Annotated in this window: 14 protein-coding genes; 5 read left to right on the top strand and 9 right to left on the bottom strand. The window is 69.6% G+C overall.

Annotated elements, in window-relative coordinates; genetic code table 11:
- Nucleotides 1-31: 31 nt before the first annotated feature.
- Nucleotides 32-892 carry an iron uptake transporter permease EfeU gene (gene efeU / locus QSK17_RS26200; protein ID WP_285707963.1) on the bottom strand — a complete coding sequence of 287 codons (861 nt, stop codon included), beginning with the start codon at nucleotides 890-892 and terminating at the stop codon, nucleotides 32-34.
- A 474-nt stretch (nucleotides 893-1,366) separates the two neighbouring features.
- Here efeU and QSK17_RS26195 point away from each other — a divergent pair, with 474 nt between their 5' ends.
- The 3 genes from QSK17_RS26195 to QSK17_RS26185 all read left to right on the top strand — a co-directional run bounded on the left by QSK17_RS26195 (nucleotide 1,367) and on the right by QSK17_RS26185 (nucleotide 5,166).
- Nucleotides 1,367-3,076 (top strand): ABC-F family ATP-binding cassette domain-containing protein, encoded by a 1,710-nt coding sequence (locus QSK17_RS26195; RefSeq protein ID WP_285707961.1) that lies wholly within the window; start codon nucleotides 1,367-1,369, stop codon nucleotides 3,074-3,076.
- A gap of 119 nt (nucleotides 3,077-3,195) precedes the next feature.
- The gene (locus tag QSK17_RS26190; protein WP_285707960.1) at nucleotides 3,196-4,161 is read left to right on the top strand and encodes a hypothetical protein; all 966 of its coding nucleotides are present in this window, start codon (nucleotides 3,196-3,198) and stop codon (nucleotides 4,159-4,161) included.
- Between the two features lie 105 nt (nucleotides 4,162-4,266).
- Nucleotides 4,267-5,166 (top strand): TIGR03619 family F420-dependent LLM class oxidoreductase, encoded by a 900-nt coding sequence (locus tag QSK17_RS26185; protein WP_285707959.1) that lies wholly within the window; start codon nucleotides 4,267-4,269, stop codon nucleotides 5,164-5,166.
- 48 nt (nucleotides 5,167-5,214) lie between these two features.
- Here QSK17_RS26185 and QSK17_RS26180 read toward each other — a convergent pair whose 3' ends face one another.
- From QSK17_RS26180 to QSK17_RS26155, 6 genes are all read right to left on the bottom strand, one after another.
- Nucleotides 5,215-6,189 (bottom strand): alpha/beta fold hydrolase, encoded by a 975-nt coding sequence (locus QSK17_RS26180; RefSeq protein WP_285707958.1) that lies wholly within the window; start codon nucleotides 6,187-6,189, stop codon nucleotides 5,215-5,217.
- 118 nt (nucleotides 6,190-6,307) lie between these two features.
- Nucleotides 6,308-7,324 carry a sigma-70 family RNA polymerase sigma factor gene (locus QSK17_RS26175; protein WP_285707956.1) on the bottom strand — a complete coding sequence of 339 codons (1,017 nt, stop codon included), beginning with the start codon at nucleotides 7,322-7,324 and terminating at the stop codon, nucleotides 6,308-6,310.
- A 40-nt stretch (nucleotides 7,325-7,364) separates the two neighbouring features.
- Nucleotides 7,365-8,411, bottom strand: coding sequence for an LLM class flavin-dependent oxidoreductase (locus QSK17_RS26170; RefSeq protein WP_285707955.1), 1,047 nt, complete (start codon nucleotides 8,409-8,411; stop codon nucleotides 7,365-7,367).
- A 124-nt stretch (nucleotides 8,412-8,535) separates the two neighbouring features.
- Nucleotides 8,536-9,336 (bottom strand): amino acid ABC transporter ATP-binding protein, encoded by an 801-nt coding sequence (locus QSK17_RS26165; RefSeq protein WP_285707953.1) that lies wholly within the window; start codon nucleotides 9,334-9,336, stop codon nucleotides 8,536-8,538.
- Nucleotides 9,333-10,187, bottom strand: a complete 855-nt coding sequence (locus QSK17_RS26160) for an amino acid ABC transporter permease (RefSeq protein WP_285707951.1) — start codon at nucleotides 10,185-10,187, stop codon at nucleotides 9,333-9,335. Before QSK17_RS26160 ends, QSK17_RS26165 begins: the two co-directional genes overlap by 4 nt.
- A gap of 3 nt (nucleotides 10,188-10,190) precedes the next feature.
- Nucleotides 10,191-11,102 carry an ABC transporter substrate-binding protein gene (locus QSK17_RS26155; RefSeq protein WP_285707950.1) on the bottom strand — a complete coding sequence of 304 codons (912 nt, stop codon included), beginning with the start codon at nucleotides 11,100-11,102 and terminating at the stop codon, nucleotides 10,191-10,193.
- A gap of 291 nt (nucleotides 11,103-11,393) precedes the next feature.
- On the opposite strand from QSK17_RS26155, the gene QSK17_RS26150 reads away from it, so the two are divergent.
- Nucleotides 11,394-12,173 carry an HAD-IIA family hydrolase gene (locus tag QSK17_RS26150; protein WP_285707949.1) on the top strand — a complete coding sequence of 260 codons (780 nt, stop codon included), beginning with the start codon at nucleotides 11,394-11,396 and terminating at the stop codon, nucleotides 12,171-12,173.
- Nucleotides 12,174-12,220: 47 nt separating this feature from the next.
- Here the strand turns inward: QSK17_RS26150 and QSK17_RS26145 are convergent, their stop codons facing one another.
- Together QSK17_RS26145 and arfB are read right to left on the bottom strand one after the other, a co-directional pair.
- Entirely contained in the window at nucleotides 12,221-12,676 is a 456-nt protein-coding gene (locus QSK17_RS26145) for an NUDIX hydrolase (RefSeq protein WP_285707948.1), read from the bottom strand.
- 37 nt (nucleotides 12,677-12,713) lie between these two features.
- Nucleotides 12,714-13,136: an alternative ribosome rescue aminoacyl-tRNA hydrolase ArfB gene (gene arfB / locus QSK17_RS26140; RefSeq protein WP_285707947.1), complete on the bottom strand. Its 423-nt coding sequence runs from the start codon at nucleotides 13,134-13,136 to the stop codon at nucleotides 12,714-12,716.
- Nucleotides 13,137-13,405: 269 nt separating this feature from the next.
- Here arfB and QSK17_RS26135 point away from each other — a divergent pair, with 269 nt between their 5' ends.
- Nucleotides 13,406-14,239 (top strand): hypothetical protein, encoded by an 834-nt coding sequence (locus tag QSK17_RS26135; protein WP_285707946.1) that lies wholly within the window; start codon nucleotides 13,406-13,408, stop codon nucleotides 14,237-14,239.
- The last annotated feature ends 19 nt before the right edge of the window (nucleotides 14,240-14,258 follow it).

Here is a 14,258-nt window from a genome sequence, read left to right as displayed (position 1 = left end):
GGGCGTCGGAGGGTGCGGTGGTGACCCGCGCTCAGGAGGCGGGCACGGTGGGCGTGTCCCCGGCCGGTACGGCGGGGCCCCGCGACGCCTTCGGACGGCCCGACGGGCGGAGGAAGATGATCAGCACCGGAACGGCGTAGGCCACCCAGGCGGCGGTCTCCAGCACGGTCGGCTGCGCCGTGATGTTGAACATGCCCCTCAGCAGCGCGGAGTACCAGGCGCTCGGGTCGAGCACGCCGCTGATGTCGAAGGCCTGGTTGCTCAGGCCCGGCAGGATGCCCGCCTCCTGCAGGTCGTGCACGCCGTACTTGAAGATGCCGGCGGCGACCAGGATCAGCAGCAGGCCGGTCCAGGTGAAGAACGTGGTGAGGTTGATCCGCAGTGCGCTCTTGTAGAGGCCCCAGCCCAGCGCGACGGAGGTGAGCAGCCCGAGGGAGATGCCGATCACCGGGCTCGCGGTCGCCGAGGCGCCCTGGGCGGCGGCGAACCACAGGAGGGCGGTCTCCAGCCCCTCCCTCGCCACCGCGAGGAAGGCCATGACGACGACGGCGGTGGAGCCGAGCGTGAGCGCCTCGCCGAGCTTCTCGCGGAGATCGCCGGACATCCGGCGCGCGGCCGTGCGCATCCAGAAGATCATGAAGGTGACGAACACGGTCGCGGCGATCGACGTGACGGCGTCGAACAGCTCATGCTGCGTTTGGTTGAGGTTCGCGGCGGTGAAGGTGAGGAGTGCGCCGAACCCGACCGAAAGGGCGATCGCCCCGCCGACGCCCGCCCACACGAGCGGGAGGCGGTCACGGCGGTCGCTCTTCACGAGGAAGGCGACGAGAATGGAGACCACGAGGGTCGCCTCCAGGCCTTCACGGAGGCCGATGAGGTAACTCGCGAACACTGTGCCGCTCCTGCCGAATCGAGTAAGGCTTGCCTTATTTAGGCCAGGGTTACCTTACCTTTCCCTGGGCGTGCTGATCCAGAGGGATACCCGGTTGTCGCTCCAGTGACATTCGCCACGTTCTCCGCCACCTTCGGGCGGCCGTGGAGCGTCGCGTCGCGTTCGCGTGGATCAGGAGATTAATGGGTGGCGTGCCGGCGGGCGCGATGCGTACAGTGGTCCCGCCCTGCCGCCTCCCGCCAGGAGAGTCCGTTGAAGTTCTGAGGTCGCCGACACCGCGCCCGTGACCGCCGCCCATCGCGGCCGGCCGGCGCATCGACCTCAGCGGACCAGTCCCTCGCCGGGTTTCTACGGCTTTGCGCCGGTTTCTTCCTGCCAGGGCGTTTCCCCTACCGGGCGTGTGCCCGCGGTGTCCTCGCCTGTCGCGCGGCCGTAACGCCGCTTTCTTCGCCACCACAGTAGGGGAGCCGCCTCATGTCATTTTCGATCGTCTGTAGTGATCTGTCCTTCTCCTGGCCTGACGGCACGCCCGTCCTGGACGGCCTGGACCTGGCGTTCGGCTCCGGCAGCACCGGCCTGATCGGGGTCAACGGCTCCGGCAAGTCCACCCTGCTCAGGATCGTCGCCGGAGAGCTCGCTCCCGCGCGGGGAGCGGTCAGCGTCAAGGGGGAGATCGGCTACCTGCCGCAGAACCTTCCGCTCGGCGCGAGCCGTACGGTCAGCGACCTGCTGGGCATCACGCCCGCGCGCGCCGCGCTGCACGCCGTGGAACGCGGCGAGATCGACGGTGTCGACTTCGACACGGTCGTCTGGGACGTGGAGGAGCGCGCCGCGGCCGAACTGGCCCGCCTCGGCCTCGGCGGGGTGGACCTCGACCGAACGGTGGCGACGCTGTCCGGTGGGGAGACCATCCTGGTCGGCCTGGCCGCGCTGTTCATGCGGCAACCCGACGTGCTCCTGCTCGACGAGCCCACCAACAACCTCGACCTCGGCGCGCGCGAACGCCTGTACGACGCGGTCACGTCGTGGACGAGGAGCCTGGTGGTCGTCAGCCACGACCGTACGCTGCTCGACCTGGTGGACCAGATCGTCGACCTCCCGGTCCGGCGGACCTTCGGCGGCACGTTCAGCGAGTACGAGGAGGTGCTGGAGATCGAGCACGAGGCGGCGCAGCGGATGGTGCGCGCCGCGGAGGGCGACCTGCGCCGCCAGAAGCGGGAGCTGGCCGAGGCCAGGATCAAGCTCGACCGGAGGTTGCGGTACGGCAACAAGATGTACGAGCAGAAGCGCGAGCCGAAGATCGTCATGCAGGAGCGCAAGCGCCAGGCCCAAGTGTCGGCGGGCAAACACCGCTCCATGCACCAGGAGAAGCTGTCGGAGGCGCGTGACCGGCTGGCCGAGGCGGAGGAGGCGGTCCGCGACGACGCCGAAATCCGGGTGGAGCTGCCCAGGACCGAGGTCCCCGCGGGCCGTACGGTGCTGACGGTCGGCGGCCGGGCCCTCCACGGCCCGGCGGCGCGAGTGCCGATCGAGGGGTCTCAAGCCGGGCCGGTCGGGACCGCACCGGGTGAAGCGGAGTCTGTTGGAGCCGGGACGGAGCCGGTCGAGGTCGAGGTGGTGCGGCCGGGCAAGGTGCTGGAGGAGTTCGTCGTACGCGGGCCGGAGCGGATCGCCCTTCTCGGGGCCAACGGCTCGGGGAAGACCACCCTGCTCAGGAGGATCGCCGGCGAGCTCGACGCGTCCGGGCAGGTCCGGGTGGACGTGCCGGTGCGTTACCTGCCGCAGCGGCTCGACGTGCTGGACGACTCGCTCAGCGTCCTGGAGAACGTCCGCGTGTTCGCGCCGTCCACATCGGTCAACGCGATCAGGGCACAGCTCGCCAGGTTCCTCTTCCGGGGGAACCGGGTTGAGCAGGCGGCGGGCACCCTCTCCGGCGGCGAGCGCTTCCGCGCCGTGCTGGCCGCGCTGCTGTCGGCCGAGCCCGCACCGCAACTGCTGTTGCTGGACGAACCCACCAACAACCTCGACCTCGCCAGCGTGCGGCAGCTGTCACAGGCGCTGGCGGCCTACCGGGGCGCACTGCTCGTGGCGAGCCACGACCTGCCGTTCCTGCGGTCGATCGGCGTACAGCGCTGGCTCAGGGCCGACCGCGAGAGAGGCCTGGTCGAAATCGATGGCCCCTGAGCCGGATCCGCCGCCGGCCCCTGCTGTTCGGCGAACACCGACCTGGGGCCGGCCGGCCGCCGGAAGCCTGAAATGTTCACGGTTGACACATCCTGACGCGTGCCGAGAAAGTTGTTCGGGTGATCTCCCCGCGACCCTCCGCGCTCGCGCTCGCGCTCGCCGCGAGCTTGACGCTGACCCTGACGGCCTGCAGCTCAGGCGAGAACCCGAGCTCCTCCGGTTCCGGTTCGGACGGATCCGCCGGGGGATCCGCCTCGTCTCCGAACGCCGCTCCCGGGCTCACCCCGGAGGCGTACCAGGTCGAACTGGACGCCGCGGGCCGGCCGGTGGCCGACGCCTTGCGGGACATCTCCAAGGCCCGCACGCTCAAGTCGCTCGGTCAGCGCGTACAGCGTGCGCAGAAGGCGGTGGCCACGGCGGCGGACCGGCTGGGGCCGCTGCGACCGCCCGCCGAGATCGGCACCGAGCACGCCGACTACCTGGCGGCGCTGCGCGCCATGGACGGCAGGCTCGACGAGGTGGGCCAGGCCGTGGACGGCCGGTCGCTCTGCACGGCGTCGAGCGTGCTGTCCCGGCTCGGCAAGTCCCGCGAGTTCGGGGACCTGAAGGAGGCCGGGGCCGATCTCGCCGGGGGAGGGGACTACCGCGGCGGCCTGGTCGAGTTCACGCCGCCGAAGGAGCGCAACCGCCGTCTGGGCAACGGCACGATCCTTGTGTCGAGCATCCGGGGAGGCCGAGGCGGCCTGACCGTGAAGAACGGCACGGCCGGCGACAGCGTCGTCACCCTGGTCCTGGGCAAGAGGAAGGCCGTCAGCGTGTACGTGCGCAAGAAGTCGACGGCCAAGGTGTCCAACATCAAGGACGGCAAGTACCGCGTCTTCTTCACGAGCGGCGTCGACTACGACCGCGCGGCGAGGAGTTTCACCCGGAACTGCACCTTCCAGAAGTTCGACGACCCGCTGCCGTACAAGACCGTCTACACGGCCACCCAGATCCGCTGGGACGACTGGACGCTGACCCTCAACAAGGTCGTCGGAGGCAACGCGTCGACCAGTGACGTCTCTCCGGACGACTTCCCGGCCTGACGCCTCCCGCTTCCTGAACCGGACACCTCCCACTCCCTGGCATGGCCGGGGCTGTCCCGGCCGCGGCGCGACAGTTCGATCATGCGCTCAGCCTATGGTGCCCTTATGAAGATTGGCTTTGCCGTACCGGTCTCCGGCTCCTGGGCGACACCGGAGAACATGAAGCGGATCGCTCGTCGCGCGGAGGAACTGGGCTACCACGAGGTGTGGGCGTTCCAGCGGTTGCTCTATCCGGTCGGGCATCCCATGGGGCCGGTGTACCGGAGCGTCCAGGACCCGATCGTCAGCCTGTCCTATCTCGCTGGGCTCACCGACCGGATCCGGCTCGGCGTCGCGGTGCTGAACCTGCCGTTCGTCTCTCCGGCCCTGATGGCGAAGCAGCTCGCCACTCTGCAGGATGTGTCGGAAGGCCGGCTCGATGTCGGACTCGGACTCGGCTGGCTCCCGGAGGAGTTCCGGGCGTCCGGTGTGCCGATGGAGCGCCGCGGCAGGCGAGGGGAGGAGTACGTCGAGATCCTCCGCCGCCTCTGGACCGAGGACGTGGTGGAGCACAAGGGTGAGTTCTACGAGCTGCCGCCGGTCCACCAGGATCCCAAGCCCGTGCCCACGCCGCCGATCCTGTTGGGCGGCACGGCCGCCGTGGCGCTGCGCAGGGCGGGCAGGATCGCCGACGGATGGATCAGCGCCAGCCGCACCGACCTGGCCACGATCGATGAGCAGATCGCCATCGTCAAGGAAGCGGCGCGCGAGGCCGGGCGTGATCCCGACAGGCTGCGGTTCGTCTGCCGGGGCGTCACCCGGGTGCTCGCGACCGATGAGGGGCCGCTCACCGGGTCCTACGAGAAGATCCGCGCCGACGTGGCGGCCCTCGGGGAGAAGGGCATGACGGAGGTCTTCCACGACCTCAACTTCGATCCGGCGATCGGCGATCCCGACGCGGATCCCGCAGAGTCGATGCGGCGTGCCGAGGAGGCACTCGAAGCCCTCGCCCCGGCTCAGTCCTGACCCGTCCCGAGATTCGGCCCCGGCGATCATGCAGCCAGTCGGCCTGGTTCACCTCTCCGGGGCGAAGGAAAGGCCGCTCGCGGTGAGGGCCCGGCGAAGTCGATCTATCGCATTGGGGCCTACGCCGTGGAGTCGGCCGATGTCCGCCGCGCTGACCTGGGTGAGCTGTTCCAGGCGAGTGAACCCGGCGGCGATGAGGGCTCGCCGGGCGGGCTTGGCGAGGTCCGGGGGAAGGCTCCCCCGGTCGGACTCGAAAGCGGTAGGTGAGCCCGCGCGGCGGATCGGCATCCAGGTGGGCGTGGGGCCGGAGGTCAGGAAGCCGGTGACCAAACCGGTGCACAGCTCCGGCTTCTCGTGCAGGAGGAGATGCGACGTCCCGGGGACGACCGCCAGCTCGGCGTTCGGCAGGCCCCGATACAGTTCCAGCGTGTGTTCGAGAGTCACGATGTCGTCGTCGGCGGTCATGACCAGCGCCGGGCACGTGACGGCCCGCAGATCGGCCGGCGCCATGCCCGGTTCCTCGTTCACCGAATGAGCGATCTTGGCGAGCACGACCGGGAAGTGGCCGACACCGTCGGGTGACACCTCGCCGTAGGCCGCGACCAGAGGAGCGGGCGGACGATCGTCTGCTGTCGGCCGCAGGATCATGCCGTCCGGATGGAAGCCGCCGCTGACCAGCACGAGCCTGTCGACCAGATCGCGGCGCCTCACGGCGACCCGCAGCGCCACGGCCGCTCCGGCGCTGTAGCCGATCAGGTGCACCGCGGATGCGACGATCTTGTCCAGGAACGCGATGGTGTCCTGGGCCATCACCTCGATGGTGATCGGCCCCGCCACATCGGCGGTGTGGCCGTGGCCCCGGCGTTCGGGGAGCAGGAGGCGGAAGCGCCCGGACAGCGTGTCGAGGTTCCCGGAGAAATCCCTGCTGTCGGTGAGGCCGCCGTGCAACAGCACCACCGGATCGCCCTCGCCGCGGTCGTCGAACCACATGTTCACGCCGTTGATGTCTACATAGTCGGCCATCGTGCCGTCGTCCCTTCATCTCCAGTCCTGGCGCGTGTCATCGTGAACGCGCCCTCGCCGGTAGTACGGAGCGGCATGCGGAAACTCATCGCTCGTCCGGAAAGATCCGGGAGAAGAGTCAGGGGAGGGCGGCGGGAGCGGCGGGCAGGTCGAAAAGCGGGAACAGGCGCCCGGCGTCGAGGTAGGTCGTCGTTTCGGTGATCAGGCCGCCGGAGAGCTCGACGACGATGAGCGCGAACGGCTCGAAGTGGCCGTCCGGCCCGCTGGGACGGTACTGCCCGAACGCCGGAGAGCCGTTGGCCACGGTCGGCACCAGGCGAGCGTCCTCACAGGGCCGCCCGGCGGCGAGCAGCGCCCGGCGGATCGCGGCGCGACCGTGCAGCCACCACGAGAACGGCGGCATCGACATGGTGGCGTCCTCGTGCAGCAGTGACACCAGGGTCTCCACGTCGTAGCGCTCGAAGGCCTCGCAGTAGCGGGCGAGGAGCCGCCGTTGCGCCTGGTCCATCAGCTGGAACGGCTCGGCGGGAGCGATGTCGATGGTTTTGAGAGTCGCGCGAGCGCGTTGTAGCGCGCTGGTGACCGAGGCGACCGTGGTGCCCAGCAACCGCGCGACTTCGTCCGCTTTCCACGACAGCACATCACGCAGGATCAGTACCGCCCTCTGGCGAGGCGGCAGGTGCTGAAGCGCGGCGACGAACGCCAGGCGGATCGTCTCGCGCCGCGCCGTCAGATCCGCCGGATCGCCGCCCGCGGGGAGGGTGCGGCTGTCCGGGATCGGCTCGAGCCACGCGCTCTGCGGCAGCGGTGCCCCGAGGTCGGGCCCGGCCTGCGCGGACGGGCCGAGGTCCATCGCGCGTGCACGGCGCTGCGCGCTGCGCAGCATGTCAAGGCAGATGTTGGTGGCGATGGTGTACAGCCATGACCGCAGCGTCCCCCGGGCCGCGTCGAACCGATCGAGATTCCGCCAGGCGCGCACCAGGGTTTCCTGCACGGCGTCCTCCGTCTCGAACGCCGAGCCGAGCATCCGGTAGCAGTAGCCGCCGAGCTCCACCCGGAACAGCTCAAGGTCGATTTCGCCAGAATCGCGCATCGGCGCGCTCCCGGCGTCGTCCGCGGCCGGCAACGCCGTCATCCGATATCAACCTCCCAAGGCCGGGCGACGGAAGCACCGGTTACGACGTTATCCCGTGGACCTTGGCGATGAGTTCGTAGGAGCGCAGCCGGGCCTCGGCTCCGTGCACCATCGTGGTGACCATCAGCTCGTCGGCGCCGGTGCGCTTGCGGAGCTCGTCGAGGCCCGCGCGGACTCCTTCGGCGTCTCCGTGTACCACGTTGGACAGCCGCTCGCGGACGAAGTCCAGCTCCATCGGGGTGAACGCGTACGCCTCGGCGGCCTCCGGCGAGGGGAACAGGCCCGGCTGCCCTCGGCGCATGCGCAGCCATGAGAGCGCGCCTGGCATGGCCTGCCGGAGCGCCTCCTCCTCCGTTTCCGCGGCCACGGCCGCCACGCCGATCAGCGCGTACGGCTCCGAGAGGACCTCGGAGGGCCGGAACGAGGACCGGTAGAGGTCGAGCGCGGGCTCGGTGTTCGCGGCGCTGAAGTGGTGCGCGAAGGCGAACGGCAGCCCGAGCAGCCCGGCCAGCCTGGCGCTGAAGCCGCTGGACCCGAGCAGCCAGATGGGCGGCCGGTCGTCGGCGCGGGGGATCGCCTGAATCCGCGCGTACGGGTGTTCCTCGGGGAACGCGCCGTCGAGGAAGGCGGTCAGCTCGGCCACCTGCTGGGGGAACTCGTCCGGATCGATCTCGGCGGAGCGGCGGAGAGCGTTCGCGGTGGCCATGTCGGTGCCGGGCGCGCGGCCGAGCCCGAGGTCGATCCGTCCGGGATGCAGCGCGTGCAGGGTGCCGAACTGCTCGGCGATGACCAGCGGGGCGTGGTTGGGGAGCATGACGCCGCCGGAGCCGATCCTGATCGTGCGCGTCGCGGCCGCCAGATGGGCGATGATCACGGCGGGGGAGGAGCTGGCCACTCCGGGCATGCCGTGGTGTTCGGCGACCCAGATGCGGTGGTAGCCCCACTCCTCGGCGCGCTGGGCCAGCTCGGTGCTCGCCCGGAGTGATTCGGCGGGCGTGCTTCCCTCACCGACGGTCGCGAGTTCGAGGATCGACAAGGGCGTGTCGGCCGTTCCGCGCGGGACGCCGCGAATGATGTCCGTGGTCACCCTTCGAGCAACCGGTGTGGATTTCCGGTTATTTCCCGTCTCGCGATATTGCGCCAATGCGGTGATCGCGCGGGGCCCTGGGAACGGCCCCGCGCGATCAGCCGCCGGGTTCGCGGATCCGAGGTCAGAGGACCTTGGACAGGAACGCCTGCGTACGGGCGTGCTGGGGGTTGGCCAGCACCTCGCGCGGGACGCCCTGCTCGACGACCACGCCGCCGTCCATGAAGACCAGCGAGTCGCCGACCTCCCTGGCGAAGCCCATCTCGTGCGTCACGACCACCATGGTCATGCCCTCGCGGGCCAGGTCGCGCATGACGTCGAGGACCTCGCCGACGAGCTCCGGGTCCAGGGCGGAGGTGGGCTCGTCGAACAGCATGAGCTTGGGCTGCATCGCGAGCGCCCGCGCGATGGCGACACGCTGCTGCTGCCCGCCGGAGAGCTGCGAGGGATAGTTGCCCATCCGGTCGGACAGGCCCACCCGCTCCATCAGCTGCTCGGCTCTGGCCTTGGCGGCGTCCCGGCTCTCGCCCTTGACGAGCATCGGCGCCTCCATGACGTTCTGCAGCGCCGTCATGTGCGGGAAGAGGTTGAACCGCTGGAACACCATGCCGATGTCCCTGCGCTGCGCGGCGACCTCCTTCTCGCGGAGCTCGTACAGCTTGTCGCCGCGCTGGCGGTAGCCGACGAGGTGCCCGTCGACCCACAGCCGGCCCGCGTCGACCTTCTCCAGGTGGTTGATGCAGCGCAGGAACGTCGACTTGCCCGAGCCGGACGGGCCGACGATGCACATCACCTCGCCCTGCCGTACCGACAGGTCGATGCCCTTGAGGACCTCCACGTGGCCGAAGTTCTTGCAGACCCGCTCGGCCTTCACCATCAGGCCATCGGCCAGGGCGTCCCCGGGCATGTTCATGATCTCGCTCATCGCGCGTACCCCTTGCCGTAGTAGCGCTCGAGGTAGTGCTGCCCGATCATCATTATCGACGACAGGAACAGGTACCAGATGCAGGCCATGACCAGCATGGGGATGATCTGGTAGGTGTGCGAGTAGATGTTCTGCACCGTGAACGTCAGCTCCAGGTACGGCACGGCCGCGACCAAAGCGGTGTTCTTCAGCATCGAGATCGCCTCGTTGCCGGTGGGCGGCGCGATCACCCGCATCGCCTGGGGCAGGATGATCCGGCGCAGGGTCTGCGCTTTGGTCAGGCCGAGCGCGCTGGCCGCCTCCTGCTGACCCAGGTCCACCGACTGGATGCCGCCGCGCACGATCTCGGCCATGTAGGCCGCCTCGTTGAAGATCAGTCCGAGCGACGCCGCCGCGGCCGCGCTGTACAGCGCGTTGGTCTGCGCGGTGACGAACTCCGGGCCGAACGGGATGCCCAGGCCGAGCGTGGGGAAGAGCGCGCCGATGTTGCCCCAGATCAGCAGCTGGGTGAAGAGGGGCGTGCCACGGAAGACCCAGACGTACAGCCAGGCCGCGCCGCGCAGCAGCGGGTTGGCGGACAGCCGCATCAGCGCGAGCAGGATGCCCAGGAGGACGCCGCCGATCATCGCCGCGACGGTCAGCCAGATGGTGTTGCGCACGCCGCCGAGGACCGCTGGCGAGAACAGGTACTTGAGCTGCTCCGCCCAGTTGTAGGCCTCGTTGGTGATCAGGTTGTTGACCAGCATCGCGGCCAACACCGCGACCGCCACGGCCGCCACCCAGCGGCCGGGGTGGCGCACCGGGACGGCCTTGATCGTCCCGGTGCGTGTTTCCGTTTGACCGACGGACATGGATCAGCCGCCGGCGCCGTTGATCACGGGGGCGGTGATGGCGCCGTCCTGGACGCCCCACTTCTCCAGGATCTTGGTGTAGGTGCCGTCCGCGATCAGCTCCTTGATCGCGCCGTGCACGGCGTCCTTGAACGTGCCCGAGGTCTTCGCGACGGCGAAGCCGTACGGGGCCGCGTCGTACATCTGGCCGATGGTCTCCAGCTTGTCGCCGGTCTGCTTGATCGCGTAACCCACGATCGGCGAGTCGGCCAGCATGCCGTCGATCTTGCCCGAGACCAGGTCGGCGTTGACCTCGGTCTGGCCCTTGCGCACGACCTGCTCGATCGCGGGCTTGCCGTCCTTGACGCACTTCTCGCTGCGCGCCTTGATGTCGTCGACCTCGACCGTGCCCTGCTGGACGCCGATCTTCTTGCCGCACGCGTTGTCGGGGTCGACGCCCTGGGGGTTGCCCTTGAGCGTGGCCCACGAGACACCGGCGTTGTAGTACGTCACGAAGTCGACGACCTTCTCCCGCTCGGGGTTGTCGGTGAAGGACGAGATGCCGAGCTCGTACTTGCCGGACTGGATGCCCGGGATGATCGTGTCGAAACCGGCGTTCTGGAAGTCGGCCTTGAGCCCCAGCTTGGCGGCGAGCGCCTCGCCCAGGTCGACCTCCCAGCCGACGATCTTCTGAGAGGCCGGGTCGACGGACTCGTTGGGCGGGTAGGAGGCGTCGCTGCCGATGAGGATCTTTCCGTCTGCCGCGATGTTCTCGGGTACCAGCTTGGCCAGCGCGCTCTCGGCGCTGGGCGCCGGAGCCGCGGTGTCGGTGCCGGCGGTGTCGTCGCCGCCACACGCCGAGAGGGTGAGCCCCGCGGCGATGGCGAGTGCGCCGATCGCTGCGATACGGCGCCGCGTGATAGATCGTGGAAGCACGAGGCACTCCTTGGTTCCTTCGGCCGGTTCGCGCCCGACCGTGCGTGGGGATTCGGCCTGGTGGCGCCGGTAACCGGTGCCCGGAGCGCTGATGACGCCTCGGTCGCTGGAAACGGGCACCAGGGTGACTCTCCTCGAATGGTTTTTCGGGATGGGACACGTTATCCCAGATGTGGGAATCGTCCGCAACCCTTCCGGCACGTCTGTCGTGCTCATGGCGACATTCCGGTCCCCGGGAGCCCTGCCGTACGTGTCTCGCGGCCCCGGCACGCTCCCTGACATGCTGTGGGCATGAGTGAGCGTAAAGGGATCGAATGCTGGCTGTCGGACATGGACGGTGTGCTGGTTCACGAGGGGCATCCGGTACCGGGTGCCGACGAGTTCATCGCGAAACTGCGCGAGGCGGGACGACGCTTTCTCGTGCTCACCAACAATTCCATCTACACCCCCCGTGACCTGTCCGTACGGCTCCGCGCCGCCGGGCTGGACGTCCCGCCGGAGTCCATCTGGACGTCCGCGCTCGCGACCGCGGCGTTCCTGTCGAGCCAGCGTCCCGAAGGCTCCGCGTACGTCATCGGCGAGGCGGGGCTGACCACCGCCCTGCACCAGGCGGGGTACGTGCTGACCGACCTCGACCCCGATTATGTGGTGCTCGGGGAGACCCGGACCTACAGTTTCACTTCGATAACGCGGGCGATCCGGTTGATCGAGAACGGCGCCAGGTTCATCGCCACGAACCCCGACCCGGTCGGGCCGTCGAACGAGGGATCCCTCCCCGCCTGCGGCGCGGTCGCGGCTCTGATCACCAAGGCCACGGGCGTCGAGCCGTACTTCGTGGGGAAGCCGAATCCCATGATGATGCGCAGCGCGCTGAACCGGATCGACGCGCACAGCGAGAGCACCGCCATGATCGGCGACCGGATGGACACCGACGTGGTCTGCGGGATGGAGGCGGGCCTGCACACCATCCTGGTGCTGACCGGTGTGACGCAGAAGGAGCAGATCGACCGCTTCCCCTTCCGGCCGTCCCAGGTGGTCAACTCGGTCGCCGACCTGATCGACCTGGTCTGAGACCTCGACGTGGCGCCCTTCCCGCGACCGCCTTCGGGCCGCGGTCGTCAGCCGATCAGCTCGGGCAGCCGGGAGATGTACTCGCCCAGGTACGTGCTGAGCTCCTCGGGTATCAGGTTGATCGCGCTGATCTCCTCCGGCCGCAGCGGCAGCCGTACGACCTCGTAGTGGCCGCGCGCGGGGTCGGTGAACTCCGGCCCGCAGCGCAGCGCCACGTCCATCGTGACGAGGCGGCAGCCGTAGACGTGCTGGGTCTTGACGCCGTTCTCCTGGACGCAGCTCAGCGTGGTGAGCGGGGTGATCGCGTCGACGGTCGCGCCGAGCTCCTCCAGCATCTCCCGCCTGAGCGTGTCCTCCAGGGTCGCGTCCTCGGGCTCGACGTGGCCGCCGGGAGCGGACCAGTAGAGGTCGCGGCCCGGCACGGTGCGCCGGAACAGGATCAGCCGGTCCTCCTCGCCGTCGGATTCGAGGAGGACTGCCCGCACGCTTGGGGGGAGTTCCATCTCCTCAGCCTACGTGGTCACTCGCCGGCCCATGTGGTCACTCGCCGCCCCGCCGGAGCCGCTTCACGTCGGAACGGTGCTTCTTCGCCGCCAGTCGCCGCTCGACCGACGCCCGGGAGGGTTTGGTGGCGCGGCGCCGCCGGGGCGGCGGGGCGATGGCGTCGGCGATCAGGTGCGCCAGCCGCACCTCGGCGGCCTCCCGGTTGCGGAGCTGGGAGCGGTGCTCGGACGCCACCACGGTGAGGACGCCGTCGTGGAGGCGGGAGCCGAGCCGTTCGAGCGCCCGGGCCTTCAGCGCGGGGCCGAGCGCGGTCGTGGTCTCCACGTTGAAACTCAGCTCGACCCGGCTGTCGGTCGTGTTGACGCCCTGGCCGCCGGGACCGGACGAGCGCGAGAACCTCCAGCCGAGCTCCGCTTCCGGGATCACGACTGAACCGCGGACGTGCAACGGGCCTGGCATGGTGTCCTCTTTCTCGATTTTCTCGGGTTTCTGGGTTCCCGTTTCTCGCGGCCGGCATCGGTGTAGGGACGGCCTCGGGATGGTGACGGGTTGGCGTCGGGAGTGGTTCAGCGTAGCCATCCCGCCCGAGGCCCGATCAACTGATTTATCCCAGTAAACCGGGCGGCGTACGCCTCGGGAGGTCCCGGGTTTCGCCCGGCGATGCACGGGGCGCGGGGATCTCGGGCGGCGGAACGCGGAGACAGGAGTACGGAGGCGGGGGAACGCTCATGACGACGATCGTCGGAGTCCACGGGATCGGCAAATACCGCTACTACCAGGAGGCCGGGGGGTCGCCGGGCAGGGCGGCCGAGACCATGCGGCTCAAGTGGAACGGCTACCTGGACAAGGGCCTCACCGGAGGATCCCCGTACGGCGGCGCGGAGTACTTCTCCGAGATCGCCTACTACGCCCACCACCTGCGCAAGGCCGCACCGGCACCGGTTCGGCAGATGGCTCCGGACGCGAAACTGGTGTTCTCCGACTGGGCGAGGCAGCTCGACGGGCGAGCGCGGACCAAGGCCGGCGAGACGCTCACCGGGATCGCCCACCGGCTCGCCGAATGGCTGCTCGGCAGGCTGGGCACCCAGGCGGTGCGGTTCGCCGAGGACTTCTGCCCCGAGGTGGCGGCCTACCTCGGCGGGGGCGCGCCGAGGATCCAGGCGAGGGACACCGTCGCGGACGTCATCCGGCGCAGGCAGCCGCGGGTCGTGGTCGCCCACTCGCTCGGCAGCGTGGTCGCCTACGAGGCGTTCTGGGCCCACTCCGACCTGTCCACCGAGCTGCTCATCACGCTGGGCAGCCCGCTGGCGATGCGGAACGTCGTGTTCGAGCGGCTGCTTCCTGTGCCCACCCACGGCCGGGGAGCCCGGCCGCCCGGCGTGGGCCGCTGGATCAACATCGCCGACAAGGACGACATCGCGGCGATCCCGCCGGGGCTGCGCGACTACTTCGAGGGGATCGAGCGCGACGTGGCCTGCAACATCGACTGGCTGGACTTCCACACGGTGCGGAACTACCTGGGCTGCGGCTCGGCCAACGAGTATCTGCGGTCGTACATCTGACGCGCCCGGGCACCCCCAC

Origin of the sequence: Microtetraspora sp. NBRC 16547, assembly GCF_030268965.1 — a bacterium.
In the GTDB taxonomy this organism is placed as follows: domain Bacteria; phylum Actinomycetota; class Actinomycetes; order Streptosporangiales; family Streptosporangiaceae; genus Microtetraspora.
The sequence above is the reverse complement of the archived record's forward strand: the minus strand, read 5'-3'. Positions and strand labels throughout refer to the sequence as shown.

Excerpts from the sequence above, each read along its gene's own strand:
- QSK17_RS26145 (WP_285707948.1), bottom strand. The coding sequence starts at position 12,676 with ATGGAACTCCCCCCAAGCGTGCGGGCAGTCCTCCTCGAATCCGACGGC.
- QSK17_RS26175 (WP_285707956.1), bottom strand. The coding sequence starts at position 7,324 with ATGACGGCGTTGCCGGCCGCGGACGACGCCGGGAGCGCGCCGATGCGC.
- QSK17_RS26180 (WP_285707958.1), bottom strand. The coding sequence starts at position 6,189 with ATGGCCGACTATGTAGACATCAACGGCGTGAACATGTGGTTCGACGAC.
- QSK17_RS26160 (WP_285707951.1), bottom strand. The coding sequence starts at position 10,187 with ATGTCCGTCGGTCAAACGGAAACACGCACCGGGACGATCAAGGCCGTC.
- QSK17_RS26165 (WP_285707953.1), bottom strand. The coding sequence starts at position 9,336 with ATGAGCGAGATCATGAACATGCCCGGGGACGCCCTGGCCGATGGCCTG.
- QSK17_RS26185 (WP_285707959.1), top strand. The coding sequence starts at position 4,267 with ATGAAGATTGGCTTTGCCGTACCGGTCTCCGGCTCCTGGGCGACACCG.
- QSK17_RS26150 (WP_285707949.1), top strand. The coding sequence starts at position 11,394 with ATGAGTGAGCGTAAAGGGATCGAATGCTGGCTGTCGGACATGGACGGT.
- arfB (WP_285707947.1), bottom strand. The coding sequence starts at position 13,136 with ATGCCAGGCCCGTTGCACGTCCGCGGTTCAGTCGTGATCCCGGAAGCG.
- QSK17_RS26195 (WP_285707961.1), top strand. The coding sequence starts at position 1,367 with ATGTCATTTTCGATCGTCTGTAGTGATCTGTCCTTCTCCTGGCCTGAC.
- QSK17_RS26135 (WP_285707946.1), top strand. The coding sequence starts at position 13,406 with ATGACGACGATCGTCGGAGTCCACGGGATCGGCAAATACCGCTACTAC.